A 19,775-nucleotide genomic window follows, 5' to 3' on the forward strand; every position below is an offset into this window, starting at 1 on the left:
ATGCGCCAATCCAGACCGTGTCCACCGTGGGCACGCTGACGTTCAAGTTGCCCAAGGCGTGGGTGACTGAAAACAAGGGGCATACGGTCAATCTGACTTACACCTATAAGGTGGGCGGTGCGGGCAGTCTGATCACCTCGTCGCCGTTGCCCATCCATGTGGTGGGCGCTCAGGACCTGAATGTGTTCAAGGTGGTCGAAGCGCCAGCCGGCGAGTTGAACGCCGATACCCTCGGTACCGAGGCCAATGTGCAGGTCAGTTACCCGAGCCTGGCGATCCGCGATACCGTCGGCGTGCGCCTGACCGGCGTGGCACTGCGTGATGCGCCAATCCAGACCGTGTCCACCGTGGGCACGCTGACGTTCAAGTTGCCCAAGGCGTGGGTGACTGAAAACAAGGGGCATACGGTCAATCTGACATACACCTATAAGGTGGGCGGTGCGGGCAGTCTGATCACCTCGTCGCCGTTGCCCATCCGGGTTATTGGTGAAGTGCCTGTAGGAGATGGGCAACGTGTTGCCAATGACCTCAATGCGCAGTACGCCGATACGCGACAAAATTGTGGCAGTGCTTCGCTACCTGCCGCGCTGTGCTCGGGTGTCATATTGCGGGCGACGATTAACGGCGCCGGCTATCGCGCCTGGAACCCCAGTCCACTCTCGCAGCAGAACGGTGGTGTTTCGTTTTTCTACTTGCGTAAAGATGCTCTCTTCAAAGCATTTCCTGCCAACTATCCAAACACCAGTGGTTTCGTTTTTTTTCCATCACAACAACGCCCGACGGGGAGTATGGAAATTCCGGTTCTATGCGCTTTTCCAATAGACGGGGGCAGTGACATCAGGGCCGACCAGGGTTGTGGTGTATCCAGTAATTATCCAACCGTCAGTCGCTCTTGCGAGCAGCAGGGAATTACCACGGCAGCAGGATGGCTCACCCATTACAATCAAGGGCCGGCAGGATGGAAATACCAGCGTCAGTGCGGTTTCAACGTACGATCCAGCCAAGGAGCTCTGGCTGCAAATGCGTTTTATCAGGGGATACTAGCCATGAAGTTAATGGGAGCCGAGTCGTTCAACTCCTGGAATGAAATCCGTCTGGCTACCTGGCCACAGAACATCCATACAACCATTCCGATCAAGGCGTTCTTTTATACGAGCAACGGCCTGGCGAACGCCCGATATAATCAGCAGGATTTTTACAAGTACTCCAGCAAGGCGATACCAATTATCAAACTGACGCTGCCCAGAACAACTGCCGAGTCCGCGCAGTTCGAATTCATAAAGGCTGATCAGGTCGTGGGCAACTGGAACTGAGGGCAGCGATTCCAGGTGCGGCTTGTAAACCTCAAGATCAAAAGATCGCAGCCTTTGGCAGCTCCTATAGGGAAATGCATTCCAACTGTAGGAGCTGCCGAAGGCTGCGATCTTTTGCTTTCAAGCGGTTTTCCAGGTGATCTCTTCTTCACCATCGGCGTTGAGGCGCATCCAGCGATCCGCTGTCTCCTCACCTTCCCTCTCAACCCACGTCGCGTAATTTCTCACCCTGATGCTGGATGTTTAGCCACCTGTCATATCTGACAGTAGATTGCTTTTTTTCACCAGCCTAATCTCAGGGAACATTATCTCTGAGCTCGCATTGGCGGGCGCAGAAACAGTCGGGAGTGATCGACATGTGGAGAATCATTGGCTTTTTGCTGGTGCTGACTGTGGCCGGGTGCAATTCGCAAGGCATCCCATCCGACCATGAACTGCCGACTTCCGACCCGGCAAAGTCTTCGGTCATGACAATACCGGTGCAGGGCGGTGGCGAGGTGTTCACTACCCAGCAAGCCACAGTGTTCAAGGTGGTTGAAGCACCTGCCGGTGAGTTGAATGCCGACACCCTGGGCGCCAATGCCACCGTGCAGGTGAGTTACCCGAGCCTGGCGATCCGCGATACCGTCGGTGTGCGCCTGACCGGCGTGGCACTGCGTGAGACGCCAATCCAGACCGTGTCCACCGTGGGCACGCTGACGTTCAAGTTGCCCAAGGCGTGGGTGACTGAAAACAAGGGGCGTGGGGTCCTTCTGACTTATATCTATAAGGTGGGGGGGGCGGGCAGCCTGATTTCATCGTCACCGTTGTTCATCCGTGTGGTGGGCGCTCAGGGCCTGAATGTGTTCAAGGTGGTCGAAGCGCCAGCCGGCGAGTTGAACGCCGATACCCTCGGCACCGAGGCCAACGTGCAGGTCAGTTACCCGAACCTGGCGCCAAGGGATACCGTCGGCGTGCGCCTGACCGGCGTTGCGCTGCGTGATGCGCCAATCCAGACCGTATCCACCGTAGGCACACTGACGTTCAAGTTGCCCAAGGCGTGGGTGACTGAAAACAAGGGGCGTACGGTCAATCTGACTTACACCTACAAGGTGAGCGGTGCGGGCAGTCTGATTACGTCGTCGCCGCTGGTGGTCAGGATCGTTGGTTCAACAGCTCCGACCGATGGACAGCGTGTGGCGAATGAGCTTAATGCGCAGTATTCCAACACCAGCAATACCTGTCCGGGTAATAAAGCTGCATATGAATGCAACGGAGTGCTGATCAGGGTAGTCGATGCCTCGCCCGCATTTCGCGCGTGGAATCCCAGTCCGGGCGCTGTGAGGCTGGGAGGTGTTTCGTTCAGCTATATGCGGTCTGACCTGGGGATGAGTCGACTGCAGGAGGGGAGAAATCACGGGCTGATTCTCAAGCCAGCGCAGGCCTTCACCGAGAACGGGGGATACCCGCTTCAGGTGCTTTGTTCCTTTGCCTATGATGCGGGGACCGGCAATCGGTACTCGAGTGGGTGTGGTGACTCCTCGCAGTTTCCACAAACCAGCAGGCCCTGTGCTGCACAGGGCATCGTAACTGTTGCAGCCTGGCGCACGCATATGCAGGCTTATCCACCGACCAATGAAAGTCGCTATCTCCATCAGTGTGGCTTCGGTACCGACCAGTCCTCATTTGCCCTGAGCCTTTCTGCGAGGGACAACCCGATGGCCGAACACATTCGCTGGAGGCAAAACGAAATCGTGATCAAAACCTGGCCTCAGAACACCGGGACGCTCCCCATCAAAGCGTTCTTTTATCTCGACGGTTCGAATGGAAATGCGGGGCTTGAACAGGCGAAATTCATACAACGGGATTTCTACAAGATGACGGGCCGATCGATTCCGGTCATCCGGGTCGCACCCAACATGCCGGCAGCAAGCCTGTTCAGCTACAGAGCTGCGGACCAAGGTATTTAGAGGGCGGAAAAGGGCAGGTCGCCTGGACGGCCTGCCTGATTGTTGCTTAAGCAGTTTTCCAGGTGATTTCTTCTTCACCATCGGCGCTGATGCGTATCCAGCGATCGGCCGTCTCTTCACCTTCTTCCTCGACCCAGCTACCCGGTGCGCAACGCACTTCGACGTTCAGCGCGGCAAAGGCTGCGCGGGCGCAGGCGATGTCGTCTTCCCATGGGGTCTGGTCGCTGTCCAGGAACAGGCTGTTCCATTTGCCCACGGCTTTCGGCAACCAGGTGACCGGCACGCTGCCGGCCTTGCACTTGTAGGTCTGGCCTTTCTGAACCCAGTCGGTGCACGGGCCTAAAGCCGCGCCGAGCCAGGCCGCGATGGCCTTGTAGTCGACGTCGGCGTCTTTCAGGTAAATCTCGATATCGGGTTGGCGCATGGATGTCCTCACTGCGGGTCTGAAAAATCCATTCGCGGATTTAGCCGGCCTCAAGTTGTTTGCTCAAGACCAAAATTTAAGAGTTTATTGAAGAACAAAATAATCGTAGCGCATCGAAACAGTGACCTCGAACGGCTCGGCCTGTTCGATAACCGCCGCCCGGCGTTCGGCGCTGGCGCGCCAGCCGTGGGGTGTCATGGCCAACAGGTTCGCGCGATCCTGACCACTGACCAACGTCAGTTTGAACTCTAGGGTTTCGCTGTGCTGCAGCGCCATGCCTTCCGGCACCAGCGCCAAATGCTTGTCATCGGTGTACTCGCGCACTTCGTCGTACAGTCGCTCGCGCAATTCCATCAGATGGCCGCTGGTCGGCCCGACTTTCATCAGGCCGCCGCCGGGGCTGAGCAGGCGCTTGGCTTCTTCCCAGTCCAGCGGGCTGAAAACGCTGGCGAGAAACTGGCAACTGCCAGAGGCCAGTGGCACCCGCGCCATGCTGGCGATCAACCAGGTCAGGGCAGGGTTGCGTTTGCAGGCACGTTTGACCGCTTCCCGGGAAATGTCCAGCGCATAGCCATCGGCGTTGGGCAAGGCTTCAGCGATTTGCGCGGTGTAGTAACCCTCGCCACAACCGATGTCCAGCCAGCGCTGGGGCGCGTATTGCGCGGCCAGTTCCGCCAGACGCTTGGCCACTGGCGCGTAATGGCCTGCGTTCAAGAAGTCGCGACGGGCTTCGACCATCGCCAGGTTATCCCCAGGGTCACGGCTGTTTTTATGCTGCACCGGCAACAGGTTCAGGTAACCCTGCCGCGCACGATCGAAACGATGCCCGGCGGGGCAAGCCACGCCGTTGTCCACCGTGTTCAGCGGTTCGCTGCAGATCGGACACGCAAGCATCAGGCGAGCAACTTGATCAGGGTCTGGTAGTAGATTTCGGTCAGCACGTCGAGATCGGTCGCCAGCACGCGCTCATTGACCTGGTGAATCGTCGCGTTGACCGGGCCCAGTTCGACAACCTGAGTGCCCATGGTCGCGATGAAGCGGCCGTCGGAGGTGCCACCGCTGGTGGAGGCCTTGGTTTCACGACCGGTGATGTCCTTGATGCTCGACGACACGGCGTCCAGCAGCGCACCCGGTTCGGTGAGGAACGGCAGGCCGGACAGCGCCCAGTCGATGTGCCAGTCCAGGCCATGCTTGTCGAGGATGTCGGCGACGCGCTTTTGCAGGCCTTCGACGGTGGATTCAGTCGAGAAGCGGAAGTTGAACACCGCCACCAGATCACCCGGGATCACGTTGGTCGCGCCAGTGCCGGAATTGACGTTGGAAATCTGGAAACTGGTCGGCGGGAAGAAATCGTTGCCGTGGTCCCAGTGCTCGGCGGCGAGCTCGGCCAGCGCCGGGGCAGCGAGGTGGATCGGGTTCTTCGCCAGGTGCGGATAGGCCACGTGCCCCTGCACGCCGCGCACGGTCAATTTGGCGCCGAGGGAGCCGCGACGGCCGTTCTTGACCACGTCACCGACCAGGGTGGTGCTCGACGGTTCGCCGACGATGCACCAGTCCAGACGTTCTTTACGGGCGGCGAGGCGTTCGATCACAGCCTTGGTGCCGTGATGGGCCGGGCCTTCTTCGTCGCTGGTGATCAGGAAAGCGACCTTGCCTTTGTGGTCCGGGTAGTCGGCGACGAAGCGCTCGGCTGCCACGGTCATGGAGGCCAGGCTGCCTTTCATGTCGGCCGCGCCACGGCCGCAGAGCATGCCGTGCTCGTCGATCACCGCGTTGAACGGGTCGATCTGCCAGGCGGTTACCGGGCCGGTCGGAACCACGTCAGTGTGGCCGGCGAAGCACAGCACCGGGCCTTCGTGTTTACCGTGGGTCGCCCAGAAGTTATCCACCTCTTCGATGCGCATCGGTTCCAGCTTGAACCCGGCATCGCCCAGGCGCTGCATCATCTGCTTCTGGCAATCGGCGTCGACCGGCGTCACGGACGGACGGCGGATCAGGTCGATGGCGAGTTGAAGGGTCGGCGAAAGGTCGGCGTGGGCCGTCATGGAAAGCTCCGAAAACATGAAATATGGGCGCGGGCTAAATGTGGGAGCGGGCTTGCTCGCGAAGGGGCCATCACTGACGCCAAAAGCTTCGCGAGCAAGCCCGCTCCCACAGGTATGGCGTTCGGCCGTTGGTACGTGCCCGGCCAAGGCCTGCAAAATGGCGGTTATCTTAAAGCAAAACGGCGGCCATTGGCCGCCGTTTAGTGCATCTGTACTGATTTAGACAGCCGGTGCGGTCGTGGCTTCAGCCACCGGTTTGGGTAGCGACGACAGGAACGCCATGATCAGCGCCGCCAGGTATGGCAGTGACTGCACCAGCAACATGGTCACCCAGAAGCGCATGTCGTTGCTCGGCAGGCCTTGCACCAGGAAGATCCCCAGCGCCGCGCCCCACAACAGCAACATGATGAACACCTCTTCGCGCGCCTCCGAAATCGCCACCCAGAAGCCATGGTTATCGGCGTTTTTCGGGGTGCGGAAGAACGGAATGCTGCTGGTGAAGAAACCGTACAGCACCGCTTTGGCGATGGTGTGCGACAACGCCAGCCCTGCCAATGCTGCGCAGAACGCATCCTTGAGGTTGACCCCGACCGCACGGCGGTACAGGAAGATGATCTTGCCGACCTTGAACACGAACAGCGCCAACGGCGGGATCGCGAAAATCAACAACGGCGGATCGACCCGTTGCGGCACGATGATCATAGCTGCCGACCACAACAGTGCGCCGACGGTGAAGAAGATGTTCATGCCGTCCGCCACCCACGGCAACCAGCCCGCGAGGAAGTGGTAACGCTGGCCACGGGTCAGTTCGGTGTCCTTGCCGCGCAGCAGGCTGGCGGTGTGACGCTTGATGATCTGAATCGCTCCGTAGGCCCAGCGGAAACGCTGTTTCTTGAAGTCGATGAAGGTATCAGGCATCAGGCCTTTGCCGTAGCTGTCGTGGTAATACGCCGCCGACAGGCCTTTTTCGAACACGCGCAGACCCAACTCGGCGTCTTCACAGATGCACCAGTCGGCCCAGCCCAGTTCCTCGAGCACCGAGCGCCGGGTCATGGTCATGGTGCCGTGCTGGATGATCGCGTCACGGTCGTTGCGGGTGACCATGCCGATGTGGAAGAAGCCTTTGTATTCCGCGTAGCAGAGCTTCTTGAAGGTGCTTTCGTTCTGGTCGCGGTAATCCTGTGGCGATTGCACCACGGCGATTTTCGGATCGGCGAAATGCGGCACCATGTGCTTGAGCCAGTTCGGGTCGACGCAGTAGTCCGAGTCGATCACCGCAATCACTTCGGCATCCTTGGCGGTATGCGGAATCAAGTAGTTCAGCGCGCCACCCTTGAAGCCAGCCAACGGTGCCACGTGGAAGAACTTGAAGCGCGGGCCGAGGGTTTCGCAATAATCGCGCACCGGTTCCCAGACCGCCGGGTCTTTGGTGTTGTTGTCGATGATCAGGACTTCGAAGTCCGGATAGTCGAGATTGGCCAGGGCGTTGAGGGTCTGTTTGACCATCTCCGGCGGCTCGTTGTAGCAAGGTACGTGAATCGACACCTTCGGTCGGTAGTCCGAATCACCCACCACTGGCAGGAATTCACGCCGGCGTTTGTGGGTCCAGACCGCTTCGGCTAGTTCATGGGCCTCGGTCAGCAGAACGATAAACACCCCGAGTGCACCGAGGGCGAGCAGGAAGCCCACCGTCAGACTGAACCAGGTGCTGTATTGCTGGCTGTAGTCATAACCGATCCACACCAATACCGAACCGCACAGGAACGCGATAAAGGTCAGGAAGGTGCGGCCACGTTGACGCAGGGCCGAGCCGTCGATCATCAGCAGGGTCAGGGACAGCAGGGCCAATACCGCCGAGCCGATCGCCAGCACACGCCATTGCGGGATCGCGACCACCGGGCCTTCGAAATTGAATTTCTGTTGGCGCGCGGCGTTGAACACACCCCAATACGCGCCCACCGAACCTTCGTCAGTGGCCTTCCACGGCTGGTCGAAGGCTTCGATCACGAAGTAGTTGAAGCCCTGGCGGTTGAGCTTGTTGACCAATGTGCGCAGGTAAATCGCCTGGTCCGCCGGCGACGCATCGGCGCCACCGCGCATGCGGCCGTTGCTCGGCCAGCCTACCTCGGAGAGCAGCAGAGGCTTTTTCGGAAACATCTTTTTCAGGTCACGGGCGCGGTCAAGAACGAACTGACCGGCCTTATCCACGGGAACGAACTCCCAGTAGGGCAGAACGTGAGCCGCGATCAGGTCGACGTGCTTGGCCAGGCTCGGGTTTTCTTCCCAGACATGCCACTGTTCGGAGGTGGTGACCGGAACCTTTACGGCCGCGCGGACGCGATCCAGGATCAGGCTCAGCTCTGCTGCAGTGATTTCCTTACGGAAGATCGCCTCATTACCGACAATCACGCGAACCACGCTGCGCGAGGTGTTGGCGATTTCGATGGCGCGGGTGATCTCGCGCTCGTTGCGCTCTTCATCCGGGCTGATCCAGATACCCAAGGTCACCCGCAGGCCGAATTCTTCCGCCAGTTTGGGAATGTTCTCCAGCGTGCCGTCGACCGAGTAGGTCCGGATGTTGTCCGTCAGCTTGCTCATGATCTCCAGGTCGCGACGCATTTCATCGTCGGTCGGGTACTGGGCTTTTTGCGGGTACTGGCCTTGTTGAAACGGCGAGTACGAAAAGCCGGAGATCTGTTCAGGCCAGTTGGGGGCGGTGACGGGGCGATTGACCAGCGCCCAGAAACCGGTGAACAAGGCGGCGATTGCAAGAACCACGACCAGGTTGAGTCCAAATTTACGCGATGACATAGCTATTTCAGGTTCCAGGGGCTACTGAACGAAGGAACAGTCGGCGGCCGGCTGCCAAGGGGCGGGGCGCGCATCCTACACCGGGCGTTCACTGACCGTACAGCGGACAGGGAAATGCCGGACGTTGGGCAATCCAAGTCGACTTAAGTTCTTTGACCGGGGCGTTGTAGCCCAATTCCAATAAATTTGTAGGCAATTAAGGCAGTCAAGACCGCCGTTTATAGACCCAAAGATGCTCTTGGCCGCCGACGGCCCTATAATGCGCGCCGGTTTTTGGGGTAATGGTCATGAGTACAGAAGATCCGCGGTTTGCTGGCATTGCCCGCTTGTATGGCATCGAAGGCCTTGAGCGTTTGCGCGCGGCCCATGTGGCGATCGTCGGCGTTGGTGGCGTCGGTTCCTGGGCGGCGGAAGCTGTTGCCCGCTGTGGCGTCGGCGAGATTTCGCTGTTCGACTTGGACGACGTCTGCGTCAGCAACGTCAACCGTCAGCTGCATGCGCTGGACAGCACCGTCGGCAAGCCCAAGGTCGAGGTGATGGCCGAGCGTCTGCGCGGGATCAACCCGGATTGCACGGTGCATGCGGTGGCGGACTTCGTCACCCGTGAAACCATGGCCGAGTACATCACGCCGAACATCGACTGCGTGATTGACTGCATCGACAGCGTCAACGCCAAAGCGGCGCTGATCGCCTGGTGCAAGCGTCGCAAGATCCAGATCATCACCACTGGCGGCGCGGGCGGGCAGATCGACCCGACACTGATTCAGGTCTGCGACCTGAACCGCACGTTCAATGATCCGCTGGCGTCGAAAGTGCGTTCCACGCTGCGCCGCGACTACGGCTTCTCCCGCACCGTGACCCGCCACTACAGCGTGCCCTGCGTGTTCTCCACCGAGCAACTGCGCTACCCGAAACCGGATGGCAGCATTTGCTTGCAGAAGAGTTTTGTCGGTGATGGCGTGAAGCTCGACTGCGCCGGCGGCTTTGGCGCGGTGATGATGGTGACGGCGACATTCGGCATGGTCGCGGCGACCAAGGCTGTGGATAAGATTGTGGCCGGGGTTCGGCGCCCGGCGGATCGGGTCAAGCCGCAGGTTTGAAACACCATCCCATGTAGGAGCGAGGCTTGCCCGCGAAGGCGTTTTATCTGTCACACCGCCTTCGCGGGCAAGCCTCGCTCCTACAGGGGCGTAGACAAATCCCGCATCCGCTGTAGTACGGCGTTGAGGCCATTGCTGCGCGACGACGACAACTGCCGCGACAGGCCCAGCTGATTAAACCAGTCCGGCAAATCCACCTGCTGCAACTCGGCAGCGGATAACCCATTGACCCGCGCCAGCAGCAGCGCCACCAACCCGCGAATCAAGCGCGCATCGCTGCTGGCGCTGAATTGCCAGTGCCCGTCCTGCAGCGCACCGACCAGCCACACCTGGCTCTCACAGCCATGCACGCGGTTGGCCTCGACTTTATCCACATCGCTCAACGGCGGCAGACGGTCACCCCATTGCATCAGCAACCGCGCCCGCTGCTCCCAGCTTGCAGCCTGCTGAAAAGTATCCAGCGCGGTGACGGCATCGGCGGGCAAGGTCATCGCAACAACTCCAGAGCCTGATCCAGCGCTTCAAAAAAACGTTCAAGGTCTTCGGAGTCGTTGTACAACGCCAACGACACCCGAATCGCCCCGGCCAGTTCAAGGCTTTTGAGCAACGGCATGGCGCAATGATGACCGGCGCGAACGGCGATTCCCTGTTCGGTCAGCAAATGCGCCAGATCAGCGTTATGCACACCTTCGACGACAAAACTGGCCAGTGCCAGTTGCGGCTTGCCTAGCAGACGAATGCCGTTGCGCGCTTCAAGGCCTTTGAGCAAATAGTCATGCAGCGCCGCTTCATGGGCGGACACGGCGTCCTGATCCAGCCCGGCCAGATAATCCAGGGTCGCCCCCAGGCCAATCACGCTGGAAATCGGTGGCGTACCCGCCTCGAACCCCAGTGGCGCAGGACGAAAGCGTGCGTCGTGGTAGTTGGCATCCAGCACCATTTCGCCGCCGAACTGCCAGGGGCGCAGTTGCTCCAGCGCTTCATGACGACCGAACAGCGCACCCAGGCCATCCGGGCCGTAGAGCTTGTGGCTGGAAAACACATAGAAGTCGCAACCCAGCGCCTGCACGTCATGCCGACCATGAACCACGCCTTGAGCGCCGTCGACCACGGTCATTGCGTTGTGCGCTTTGGCCATCGCCAGTAATGCGGGCAACGGCTGCCAGGCGCCGAGCACGTTGGACAGCTGACTGATCGCCAGCAGGCGGGTACGCGGGCCGATCAGGCGAGCGGCGGCTTCAAGGTCAATCAAACCGTCGACATCCAGCGGCAGGATCACCAGTTTCAAATCGCGACGGTGGGCCAGTTGCTGCCATGGCAACAGGTTGGCGTGATGCTCCAGAGCGCTGATGACAATTTCATCGCCCGGATTGAATACGTGTTCCAGGCCATAGGCCAAGAGGTTCAGCGCGGACGTCGCGCCGTGGGTAAAGATGATCTGCCCGCAATCGCCGGCGTTGAGCCATTGCGCGACTTTGTTGCGGCTATCTTCGAACGCCTGGGTGGCATGGGCGCCGGGCAAGTGTTGCGCCCGATGCACGTTGGCCGCGCCGTTGGCGTAGTAATGCGCCAGGGCATCCAGCAGGGCTTGAGGTTTTTGCGTGGTGGCGGCGTTGTCCAGATAAGTCTGGTCTTGCCGTTGCAGGGCGGCGATGGCCGGGAAATCGGCGCGCCAAGGAGAGGGAATCAGCATGTTATCGGGCCCTGGTGAACATGGGCGGGGTGTACGCCTGACCTGATGGTCGGGTCTACGCCGGACCTGTGTAGGAGCGAAGCTTGCTCGCGAAGGCGTCATTACTGGCGCCAAAAGCTTCGCGGGCAAGCCTCGCTCCTACAAGTTCAGGTGATCGTTTGACGCTCTGCTTAGTTGTGAGCGTGCAGCGCTTCGTTCAGTTCGATGGCCGATTTGTGGGTTTTGCACTCCACTGCACCGGTCTCCGAATTGCGGCGGAACAGCAGGTCAGGCTGACCGGCCAGTTCACGGGCTTTAACGACTTTGACCAGTTTGTTGTGCTCATCCAGCAGTGCAACCTTGGTGCCGGCCGTCACGTACAGGCCCGACTCAACAGTGTTGCGATCGCCCAACGGGATACCGATACCAGCGTTGGCACCGATCAGGCAGCCTTCGCCGACCTTGATCACGATGTTGCCGCCACCCGACAGGGTGCCCATGGTCGAGCAGCCGCCGCCCAAGTCCGAACCCTTGCCAACGAACACGCCCGCCGACACACGACCTTCGATCATGCCCGGGCCTTCGGTGCCGGCGTTGAAGTTGACGAAACCTTCGTGCATCACGGTGGTGCCTTCGCCCACGTAAGCGCCCAGACGAATACGCGCCGCGTCAGCGATACGCACGCCGGCCGGTACCACGTAGTCGGTCATTTTCGGGAACTTGTCCACCGAGAACACTTCCAGCAGCTCGCCGCGCAGACGGGCTTCCAGTTGATGCTCGGCCAGTTCGGCCAGGTCGATCGCGCCCTGGCTGGTCCAGGCCACGTTCGGCAGCAACGGGAAGATCCCGGCCAGGTTCAGGCCGTGGGGCTTGACCAGGCGATGGGACAGCAGGTGCAGCTTGAGGTAAGCCTCAGGTGTGGAGCTCAGCTGTGCATCTTCGGCCAGCAGCGTGGCGACCAGCGGCTTGTGGCTCTCGGCCAGACGGGTCAGCAGTGCCGCTTGTGCAGCGTCGACGCTTTTCAGCGCTTCGGCCAGTTGGGACGCCTGAGCGGTGCTGAAGGCGATGGCCTGATTGCCGTCGGTGTAGCCCAGAACCGGCGCAATGGCGGCGACCAGTTCGGCCGACGGGTTGAGCAGTGGCTGCGCGTAAAACACTTCCAGCCATGCGCCTTGACGGTTTTGAGTGCCGACACCAAAGGCCAGGCTGAACAGGGTAGTGGACATGTTGATACCTCTAACAAAATGGAACGGGCTGCCTTACTTGAGCGCGGCCGCGTAGATATCTGGCTTGAAGCCAATCAGGGTTCGGTCACCGAGATCGAGCACCGGGCGCTTGATCATCGAAGGTTGTGCGAGCATCAGTTCGATGGCCTTGCGCTGGTCGAGATCGGCTTTGCGTTCGTCGTCGAGCTTGCGAAAGGTCGTGCCTGCACGGTTCAACACCACTTGCCAGCCGTGCTCGTCGCACCATTGGCTCAGGTGTTCACGGTCGATTCCGACCGTTTTGTAATCATGAAAGTCATAGCTGACAGCGTGTTCATCGAGCCAGGTGCGCGCCTTTTTCATGGTGTCGCAGGCTTTGATGCCGAAAAGGTGCAACGTTTTGCTTGAAGCGGTCAAGGAATTGCCCCCTTTGCAGGTGCTGAAAATAAAAGGTGAAGGATTATGCCATGACCGGACGGTTTCGCGTCGGCTGTGGTTCATTCGTTACCGCCAAACCTGTAGGAGCGAGCCTGCTCGCGATAGCGGTATGACATCCAGCAATGATGTTGACTGACCCTCTGCTTTCGCGAGCAAGCTCGGCTCCTACAGAAGGCGCGGTGTGCCGGCGTGCGACATTGGTGCAAGGGCCAGGTCGCAGTCTAAGCGGCTGACATGTCACTTCAATGCTGTCGATTGTCTGGGAATCACGCTTTATGCAAACCGCCTATTCCGTCCTGATCCTGTTGATGCTGGTCGGCGTTTCGCGCCTGATCGGACGGGTGATCCCGTTGCCGTTACCGTTGGTATGCTGCAGGGCGAGGCGCTGATGAACGATGCCTCGGGCCTGGTGACGTTCAGGGCGCAGCGCCTGGAGTTGTACAGCCTCAGTCGTCATCACCAGATCGGTGATGACGTGCTGCGCGAGGTGTTGGGGGAGCTTGATCCAAGCGAGGTCAAGCTGGGGGCCGTCAAGTAACCGCCAACGTGTACTGTGATGATTATGGATAAATCGCGCGCATGGCGGAGATGTCTCCCTCGCTGATGTGCAAGTTCTTGGGTTGATGCCAGTCGCCCACAGTGAGTTCGTTGAGGACTTGATAATGCATCACTGAATGCCGGTCGTAGGGCGTATAGGTCCGATTGGCAGTACGCTCGAGTGGAAAGACGTTGGCGTCAACATCTGCACGGGACAGTTTTGAATCGATTTCCATGTGTGCATAGGTTTTTTCTCGGTCCCATGGTATCGCGGCATCTGGATGTTGATGTTCATGGTTCAAGCCCAGTGCATGTCCAAACTCATGGATGACCACATACTCGTAATGGGGTGAGGCAAAGTCAGTTCCCAATACCATCGATGGGGTATGGGGACTGCCGGTCAGTGCGTCGGTACCCAGTTGTGAGCTACCGCCATTTTTTAATGAGGGTTGAAAGTTGACCCGGATATCGCCTAGAAAGTCATCGGAGTCATAGACGTCTTCTTCGTCCATTTCAATGAATTCGAAGTTTAGATTGATGTAGGGAAGCCATTTGTTTGCGCCATTTTTTACGGCTTCAAATGACTGTTCGTTATAGCGGTAAACGAGAATTTTTAATGTTCTTCCGGGGCGCCAGTACTTGGTGTGCTCACCAACGCTGCGTTTGTTTCGACCGCCGCTGCTGTTTGTATTGTTACCGGGGCGCTCGTTAATTGCAGCATCATAAGACGCGAGCGGGTCGGTGGGTTTAAGGGGGTTGCAGTAGTTATATTGATTCATGTTGTTGTATTTGATTGGTTGTGAGTGAGCCCTGAAAGTATTTTAGTTGAATGGAATTGTCTATGGGTTTGGTTGTGCAAGTTATTACGTATAATGGTTAATGCGGAGTTGATGATTGAGGGGTTTGCGTTGTTGTCTAAGTTGGCCTGCGCCGCATTGCGCGGTGCAGGCGTAATAGTTGTTAGTTGTTAGTTGTTGCGTGTTGTAATGAAGTTGCGAATTCGCTCAGCCGCCTCTACGCATTCGGCCAAAGGCGCGACCAATGCCATGCGTACACGCCCGGCGCCTGGATTGACGCCATCCACATCGCGTGACAGGTAAGAACCCGGTACCACGGTCACGTGTTCCTGCTCGAACAGATCACGGCAGAATGCCGCGTCATCACCGTTCACATTCGGCCACAGGTAAAAACCACCGTCCGGACGCTGTACGTCCATCACCGGGCTGAGGATCTCCAGCACCGCATCGTATTTCTCGCGGTACAGCGCACGGTTGGCGCGTACATGCACTTCATCATTCCATGCGGCAACGCTGGCCAGTTGGGTCTGAACCGGCATCGCGCAGCCGTGGTAGGTGCGATACAGCAGAAAGCCTTTGAGAATATCGGCATCACCGGCCACGAAGCCCGAACGCAGGCCCGGCAGGTTGGAACGCTTGGACAGGCTGTGGAACACCACGCAACGCTTGAAGTCCTTGCGGCCCAGTTCGACGCATGAGCTGAGCAGGCCTGGCGGTGGGGTTTGTTCGTTGAAATACAGCTCGCTGTAGCACTCGTCTGCGGCGATCACGAAGTCGTATTCGTCAGCCAGGGCGATCAGCTTCTTCAGAGTTTCGACCGGAATCAGTGCACCGGTCGGGTTACCCGGCGAGCACAGGAACAGGATCTGGCAGCGTTTCCAGATGTCCGGTGAAACAGCGTCGAAATCCGGGTTGAAGCCGTTTTCATCCAGGCACGGCAGGTAATGCGGCTTGGCGCCGGCGAGGAATGCCGCGCCTTCGTAGATTTGATAGAACGGGTTCGGGCTGACCACCAATGCGTCGTCACCACGGTTGACCACGGTCTGGGTGAACGCGAACAGCGCTTCGCGGGTGCCGTTGACCGGCAGCACATTGCGCGCCGGGTCGAGCCAGCCGTTCGGGATGCTGAAGCGGCGTTCGCACCAGGCGGCGATAGCTTCACGCAAGGCAGGGATGCCGAGGGTAGTCGGATACACGGCCATCTGATCCAGATTGCTTGCCAGGGCTTCAGCGACAAAAGCTGGTGAGCGGTGTTTCGGCTCGCCGATGGACAGCGCGATGGCGCGCTTTTCCGGGTTTGGCGTGACGCTGCCGAGCAGGGCGCGGAGCTTTTCGAACGGGTAGGGCTGCAACTGGTTCAGAGCGTTGTTCATGAGGGCCTCGTTCAATGTGGGAGGGCTAGTGTGGTGCAGGGGGCTTGTTGTGGTGAGGCAAGCCCTCTCGCCACAACAAGCCCCTGTCCACAGGAAGTCCATTCCCACAGGGGAAATTGTTGGTTCAGATACTGAATCGGGACAGTTTGATATCGGGTTCCTGGCTGACGCTCAGCTGTTCGACGATGGCATCCTGCAAGCGGCTGCACAGCAACGGGTCGGACAGCGGCTGATTGTTCGCATCGGTGATGAAGAACACGTCTTCCACGCGCTCGCCCAGGGTGGCGATCTTGGCGTTCTGCAGCGACAAGTCGAATTCCAGGAAGATCGTGCCGATCCGCGCCAGCAACCCCGGACGGTCGGGCGCACTGAGCTCCAGCACGGTCACCGGACGCTGAGCATCGTTGTGGATTGTGACCTGTGGCGCAAACGCAAAATGCTTGAGCTGGCGCGGCACCCGACGCTGGATGATGGTCGGGTAATTGTCCGGGTTGCGCAGGGCTTCGGTCAGGCCTTCGCGGATCTGCTTGACCCGCGCCGGGTTGTCGCCGATCGAATCGCCATCGGTGTCGAGCACGATATAGGTGTCGAGGGTGAACTGGCTGCTGGAGGTGATGACCCGGGCATCGTGAATGTTCAGGTTGAGCTGGTCCATCGCTGCCACGGTCACGGCGAAAAAATCGTGCTGGTCCGGTGCATAGATGAAGATCTGCGTACCGCCCTCGAACTCGCGCTGGGTGGTTTCCTTGATCAGCACCAGCGGGCCGCCGTCGGCCGGCTGCTGCAGAATCGCGTCAGTGTGCCAGGCCACGTCGCCGGCGGTGTGGCGCAGGAAGTAGTCATCGCCCAGTTGCGCCCAGAGCTGCTCGACATCGTCCGGATCGTTGCCGCCGCGTACGAGAATGTCCAGTGCCGCGCTCTGGGTCTGGCGGATCTGCTCTTCGCGATCCACCGGGTTTTCCAGACCACGACGCAAGGCGCGCTTGGTCTCGGTGTAGAGCTGGCGCAACAGGCTCGCGCGCCAGGAGTTCCACAGCGTCGGGTTGGTTGCGTTGATGTCGGCAACGGTCAGCACGTACAGATAATCGAGGCGGGTTTCATCGCCGACGGTCTGCGCGAAATCGTGGATCACGTGCGGGTCGGACAGGTCTTTGCGCTGGGCCGTGGTCGACATCATCAAATGGTTCTGCACCAGCCATACGATCAGACGGCTGTCCCAGATCGGCAACTGGTGGCGCTGGCAAAAAGCTTCGGCGTCCACGGCGCCGATTTCCGAGTGATCGCCATGCCGGCCCTTGCCAATGTCGTGATAAAGACCGGCCAGGTAAATCAGTTCGGGTTTGGGCAGTTTGGCCATGAGCTTGCTGGCCAACGGGAATTTTTCCGACACCTGGGTGTACTGCAGCTTACGCAGGTGCTTGATCAGGTTCAGGGTGTGCGCGTCGACCGTATAGATATGAAACAGGTCATGCTGCATCTGCCCGACAATGAAGCCGAACTCCGGCAGATAGCGCCCAAGGATGCCGTAACGGTTCATCCGCCGCAGATTGCGGTGGATGCCGATTTTGCACTTGAACAGCTCGATGAACAGGCTGGTATTACGAATATCGTTGCGGAAGTCGTCATCGATCAGATGACGATTCTCGCGCAGCAGACGGATGGTATCGGCGCGTACACCTTTGATTTCCGGTTGCTGGGCCATCAGCACAAAGATCTCGAGCATGGCGAATGGCGTACGGCGGAACACGTTGTCGCTACGCGCCTCGATGTAGCCGTCGTGCAGCTGGAACCGCGAGTTGATCGGCTGTGGTGGTGCTTCGTCTTCGGGGGCCAGGATCACTTCTTCAAAGTGCTGGATGATCAGGTCGCTGAGCTGGGCAATGCTCATGACTACCCGATAATACTGCTGCATGAAGTTTTCGATGGCTTGCTTGGCGTCGTTGCCTTCGAACCCCAATAGCCCGGCGATGGAACGCTGGTGGTCGAACAACAGGCGGTCTTCTGAGCGGCCGGCGAGCATGTGCAGGGCGTAACGTACCTTCCACAGAAACTCCTGGGACGAGGCCAGCAGGGCGTTTTCGCTCTCCACCAGGAAACCTTCGCCCGCCAAGGCCCGCAGGTTCAGGGTGCCGTATTCGCGACGGGCCACCCAGAGAATCGTCTGAATATCCCGAAGGCCACCGGGCGAGCCTTTGACGTTGGGTTCCAGGTTGTATTCGGTGTCGTTGTATTTGTGGTGACGGGCCTTTTGCTCGGCGCGCTTGGCCAGGAAGAACTCCTTGCTCGGCCACATGTGCGCGGTGCTGGTGACATCCAGCATGCGCTGGCGCAGCCGCTCGGGGCCGCAAATGGTGCGGCTTTCCATCAGATTGGTGACGACCGTCAGGTCGGCACGGGCCTCGACGGCGCATTCGTCCACCGAACGAACGCTCTGGCCGACTTCCAGGCCGATGTCCCACAGCAACGTCAGAAAACGTTCGATGGAATCCCGAAAAATTTCGTGATCGGCGCTGTCCAGCAAAATCAGCAGATCGATGTCGGAATAGGGGTGTAGCTCGCCACGACCATAGCCGCCGACTGCCACCAGGGCGATATCGGCGTCTTCGCTCCAGTTAAACTGTTCCCAGGCTTGTTGCAGGATGTTGTCGACAAACCAGGCGCGATCCTCAATCAGTCGGCGAATGTCCCGGCCACTGCGGAACCGCTCGTCGAGCACCTCGCGGGCCTGACGGATCGCCTTCTTGAAAGCAGCAATAGGGCTTGCCTTCAGGGCCAGTTCAGCCTGGAACTGGCCGCGGTCGAAGAGTTCGGGATCCACCTGCGGCATCGATTGGCTTTCCTTTCTATAAGGCTGGGAACGGAGCGGGCGGGATCAGGCCGAAACGCGCGCGATGGTATCGTCGCTGCGCAGGGTGAAGATCTCGTAACCGGTTTCGGTCACCAGCAGGGTGTGCTCCCACTGCGCCGACAGCTTGCGATCCTTGGTGATAGCGGTCCAGCCGTCGCCCAACACCTTGGTATCGGCCTTGCCCTGGTTGATCATCGGCTCGATGGTGAAGGTCATGCCTGCTTTCAGTTCCATGCCGGTGCCGGCGCGGCCGTAGTGCAGGATTTGTGGTTCTTCGTGGAACACCTTGCCGATGCCGTGCCCGCAGAACTCGCGAACCACCGAGAAGCCGTTCTTTTCTGCGTGCTTCTGGATCACTTCACCGATATCGCCCAGGCGGCAGCCGGGTTTGACCAGTTCGATGGCCTTGTACATGCATTCCTGAGTCACCTGGGACAGACGTTCGGCCCAGACCGGCACGGTACCGACGTGGAACATGCGGCTGGTGTCGCCGTGGTAACCGTCCTTGATCACGGTGACGTCGATGTTCAGCGTGTCGCCATCCTTCAATGGTTTCTCGTTCGGAATGCCATGACAGACCACATGGTTGATCGAGGTGCAGATCGACTTCGGGAAGCCCTTGTAGTTGAGCGGGGCAGGGATGGCTTTCTGCTCATTGACGATATAGTCGTGGCAGATGCGGTCCAGTTCTTCGGTGGTGACACCCGGTTTGACATAATCGGCAATCATTTCCAGCACATCGGCGGCCAATTTGCCGGCGATCCGCATTTTTGCGATGTCCTCTGGGGTTTTGAGGGTGACGGTCATACAGGCTCTCTCTGCGCTCAATGGCGCCTTCTAAAACGAAATGGGCATTGCGTGAGCGATCTTCGCAGCCCTGAAAAACGCGATTCTACCAGACGATCAGCGCAAATCTGAGCCTCTGTGCATCGCTTCTCTCTATAGGATGGCGCATTCTGGGGAGATTCCAAGGCAGGGGCCAAAAGCATTCCTCAGGTTTTCAGAATCCGGGTTTCGTTTTTTTCTGCCTTGTGATATAAAATGCGCCGCTTTCCGGGGATACCCTGGGAAGCTTAAATCCACACACGTGTCGACACGATGACCTGGGTGCCTTCAGCTGATGCTGCTGGTTGGTCATTGGGATACGTGGAGGCCAAACCCGACTTATTAAGGAACTATCATGTCCCAAGTCAACATGCGCGATATGCTGAAGGCCGGTGTGCACTTCGGTCACCAGACCCGTTACTGGAACCCGAAAATGGG

The 19,775-nt window shown here is 59.1% G+C and carries 17 protein-coding genes; 5 read left to right on the forward strand and 12 right to left on the reverse strand.

Annotated features, from left to right (window positions below):
* Together ACIPLA_RS18335 and ACIPLA_RS18340 are read left to right on the forward strand one after the other, a co-directional pair.
* The coding region (locus ACIPLA_RS18335; protein WP_401174839.1) for a hypothetical protein at positions 1-1,313 on the forward strand (1,313 nt) is incomplete at its 5' end.
* A gap of 356 nt (positions 1,314-1,669) precedes the next feature.
* A complete protein-coding gene (locus ACIPLA_RS18340) occupies positions 1,670-3,262 on the forward strand; it encodes a hypothetical protein (RefSeq protein WP_218398457.1) in 1,593 nt (530 codons plus the stop codon).
* Positions 3,263-3,308: 46 nt separating this feature from the next.
* Here ACIPLA_RS18340 and ACIPLA_RS18345 read toward each other — a convergent pair whose 3' ends face one another.
* The 4 genes from ACIPLA_RS18345 to ACIPLA_RS18360 form a co-directional block, all read right to left on the reverse strand.
* The gene (locus tag ACIPLA_RS18345) at positions 3,309-3,686 is read right to left on the reverse strand and encodes a hypothetical protein (protein ID WP_218398455.1); all 378 of its coding nucleotides are present in this window, start codon (positions 3,684-3,686) and stop codon (positions 3,309-3,311) included.
* An 84-nt stretch (positions 3,687-3,770) separates the two neighbouring features.
* Positions 3,771-4,580, reverse strand: coding sequence for a putative RNA methyltransferase (locus ACIPLA_RS18350; RefSeq protein WP_218398453.1), 810 nt, complete (start codon positions 4,578-4,580; stop codon positions 3,771-3,773).
* Positions 4,580-5,731, reverse strand: coding sequence for a succinyl-diaminopimelate desuccinylase (dapE, locus tag ACIPLA_RS18355; RefSeq protein WP_401174844.1), 1,152 nt, complete (start codon positions 5,729-5,731; stop codon positions 4,580-4,582). The genes ACIPLA_RS18350 and dapE overlap by 1 nt, the downstream gene beginning before the upstream one ends.
* 219 nt (positions 5,732-5,950) lie before the next feature.
* Positions 5,951-8,542, reverse strand: a complete 2,592-nt coding sequence (locus tag ACIPLA_RS18360) for a glycosyltransferase (RefSeq protein ID WP_218398451.1) — start codon at positions 8,540-8,542, stop codon at positions 5,951-5,953.
* A gap of 287 nt (positions 8,543-8,829) precedes the next feature.
* Here ACIPLA_RS18360 and tcdA point away from each other — a divergent pair, with 287 nt between their 5' ends.
* Positions 8,830-9,642: a tRNA cyclic N6-threonylcarbamoyladenosine(37) synthase TcdA gene (tcdA, locus tag ACIPLA_RS18365; protein ID WP_401174847.1), complete on the forward strand. Its 813-nt coding sequence runs from the start codon at positions 8,830-8,832 to the stop codon at positions 9,640-9,642.
* A gap of 80 nt (positions 9,643-9,722) precedes the next feature.
* On the opposite strand, the gene ACIPLA_RS18370 is transcribed toward tcdA, so the two are convergent.
* From ACIPLA_RS18370 to ACIPLA_RS18385, 4 genes are all read right to left on the reverse strand, one after another.
* Complete coding sequence (locus ACIPLA_RS18370; protein WP_401174850.1) at positions 9,723-10,133, reverse strand: SufE family protein; 411 nt, start codon at positions 10,131-10,133, stop codon at positions 9,723-9,725.
* Complete coding sequence (locus ACIPLA_RS18375) at positions 10,130-11,335, reverse strand: aminotransferase class V-fold PLP-dependent enzyme (RefSeq protein WP_218398445.1); 1,206 nt, start codon at positions 11,333-11,335, stop codon at positions 10,130-10,132. The genes ACIPLA_RS18370 and ACIPLA_RS18375 overlap by 4 nt, the downstream gene beginning before the upstream one ends.
* A gap of 170 nt (positions 11,336-11,505) precedes the next feature.
* Positions 11,506-12,540, reverse strand: a complete 1,035-nt coding sequence (dapD, locus tag ACIPLA_RS18380; RefSeq protein ID WP_123501148.1) for a 2,3,4,5-tetrahydropyridine-2,6-dicarboxylate N-succinyltransferase — start codon at positions 12,538-12,540, stop codon at positions 11,506-11,508.
* Positions 12,541-12,573: 33 nt separating this feature from the next.
* Complete coding sequence (locus ACIPLA_RS18385) at positions 12,574-12,936, reverse strand: ArsC family reductase (protein WP_007907995.1); 363 nt, start codon at positions 12,934-12,936, stop codon at positions 12,574-12,576.
* A gap of 409 nt (positions 12,937-13,345) precedes the next feature.
* Here ACIPLA_RS18385 and ACIPLA_RS18390 point away from each other — a divergent pair, with 409 nt between their 5' ends.
* Entirely contained in the window at positions 13,346-13,495 is a 150-nt protein-coding gene (locus tag ACIPLA_RS18390; protein ID WP_401174855.1) for a hypothetical protein, read from the forward strand.
* Positions 13,496-13,517: 22 nt separating this feature from the next.
* On the opposite strand, the gene ACIPLA_RS18395 is transcribed toward ACIPLA_RS18390, so the two are convergent.
* The 4 genes from ACIPLA_RS18395 to map all read right to left on the reverse strand — a co-directional run bounded on the left by ACIPLA_RS18395 (position 13,518) and on the right by map (position 19,319).
* Positions 13,518-14,273: a M12 family metallopeptidase gene (locus ACIPLA_RS18395; RefSeq protein WP_401174858.1), complete on the reverse strand. Its 756-nt coding sequence runs from the start codon at positions 14,271-14,273 to the stop codon at positions 13,518-13,520.
* A gap of 188 nt (positions 14,274-14,461) precedes the next feature.
* Positions 14,462-15,664 carry a succinyldiaminopimelate transaminase gene (gene dapC, locus ACIPLA_RS18400; protein WP_401174861.1) on the reverse strand — a complete coding sequence of 401 codons (1,203 nt, stop codon included), beginning with the start codon at positions 15,662-15,664 and terminating at the stop codon, positions 14,462-14,464.
* 124 nt (positions 15,665-15,788) lie between these two features.
* Positions 15,789-18,491 (reverse strand): [protein-PII] uridylyltransferase, encoded by a 2,703-nt coding sequence (locus ACIPLA_RS18405; protein WP_123501152.1) that lies wholly within the window; start codon positions 18,489-18,491, stop codon positions 15,789-15,791.
* A gap of 45 nt (positions 18,492-18,536) precedes the next feature.
* Positions 18,537-19,319 (reverse strand): type I methionyl aminopeptidase, encoded by a 783-nt coding sequence (map, locus tag ACIPLA_RS18410; RefSeq protein WP_095631674.1) that lies wholly within the window; start codon positions 19,317-19,319, stop codon positions 18,537-18,539.
* Positions 19,320-19,692: 373 nt separating this feature from the next.
* Between map and ACIPLA_RS18415 the strand changes: the two genes are divergently transcribed.
* The coding region (locus ACIPLA_RS18415) for a 30S ribosomal protein S2 (protein WP_340658626.1) at positions 19,693-19,775 on the forward strand (83 nt) is incomplete at its 3' end.

This window comes from Pseudomonas sp. NPDC086112, from assembly GCF_044746425.1.
Taxonomy (GTDB): Bacteria; Pseudomonadota; Gammaproteobacteria; order Pseudomonadales; family Pseudomonadaceae; genus Aquipseudomonas.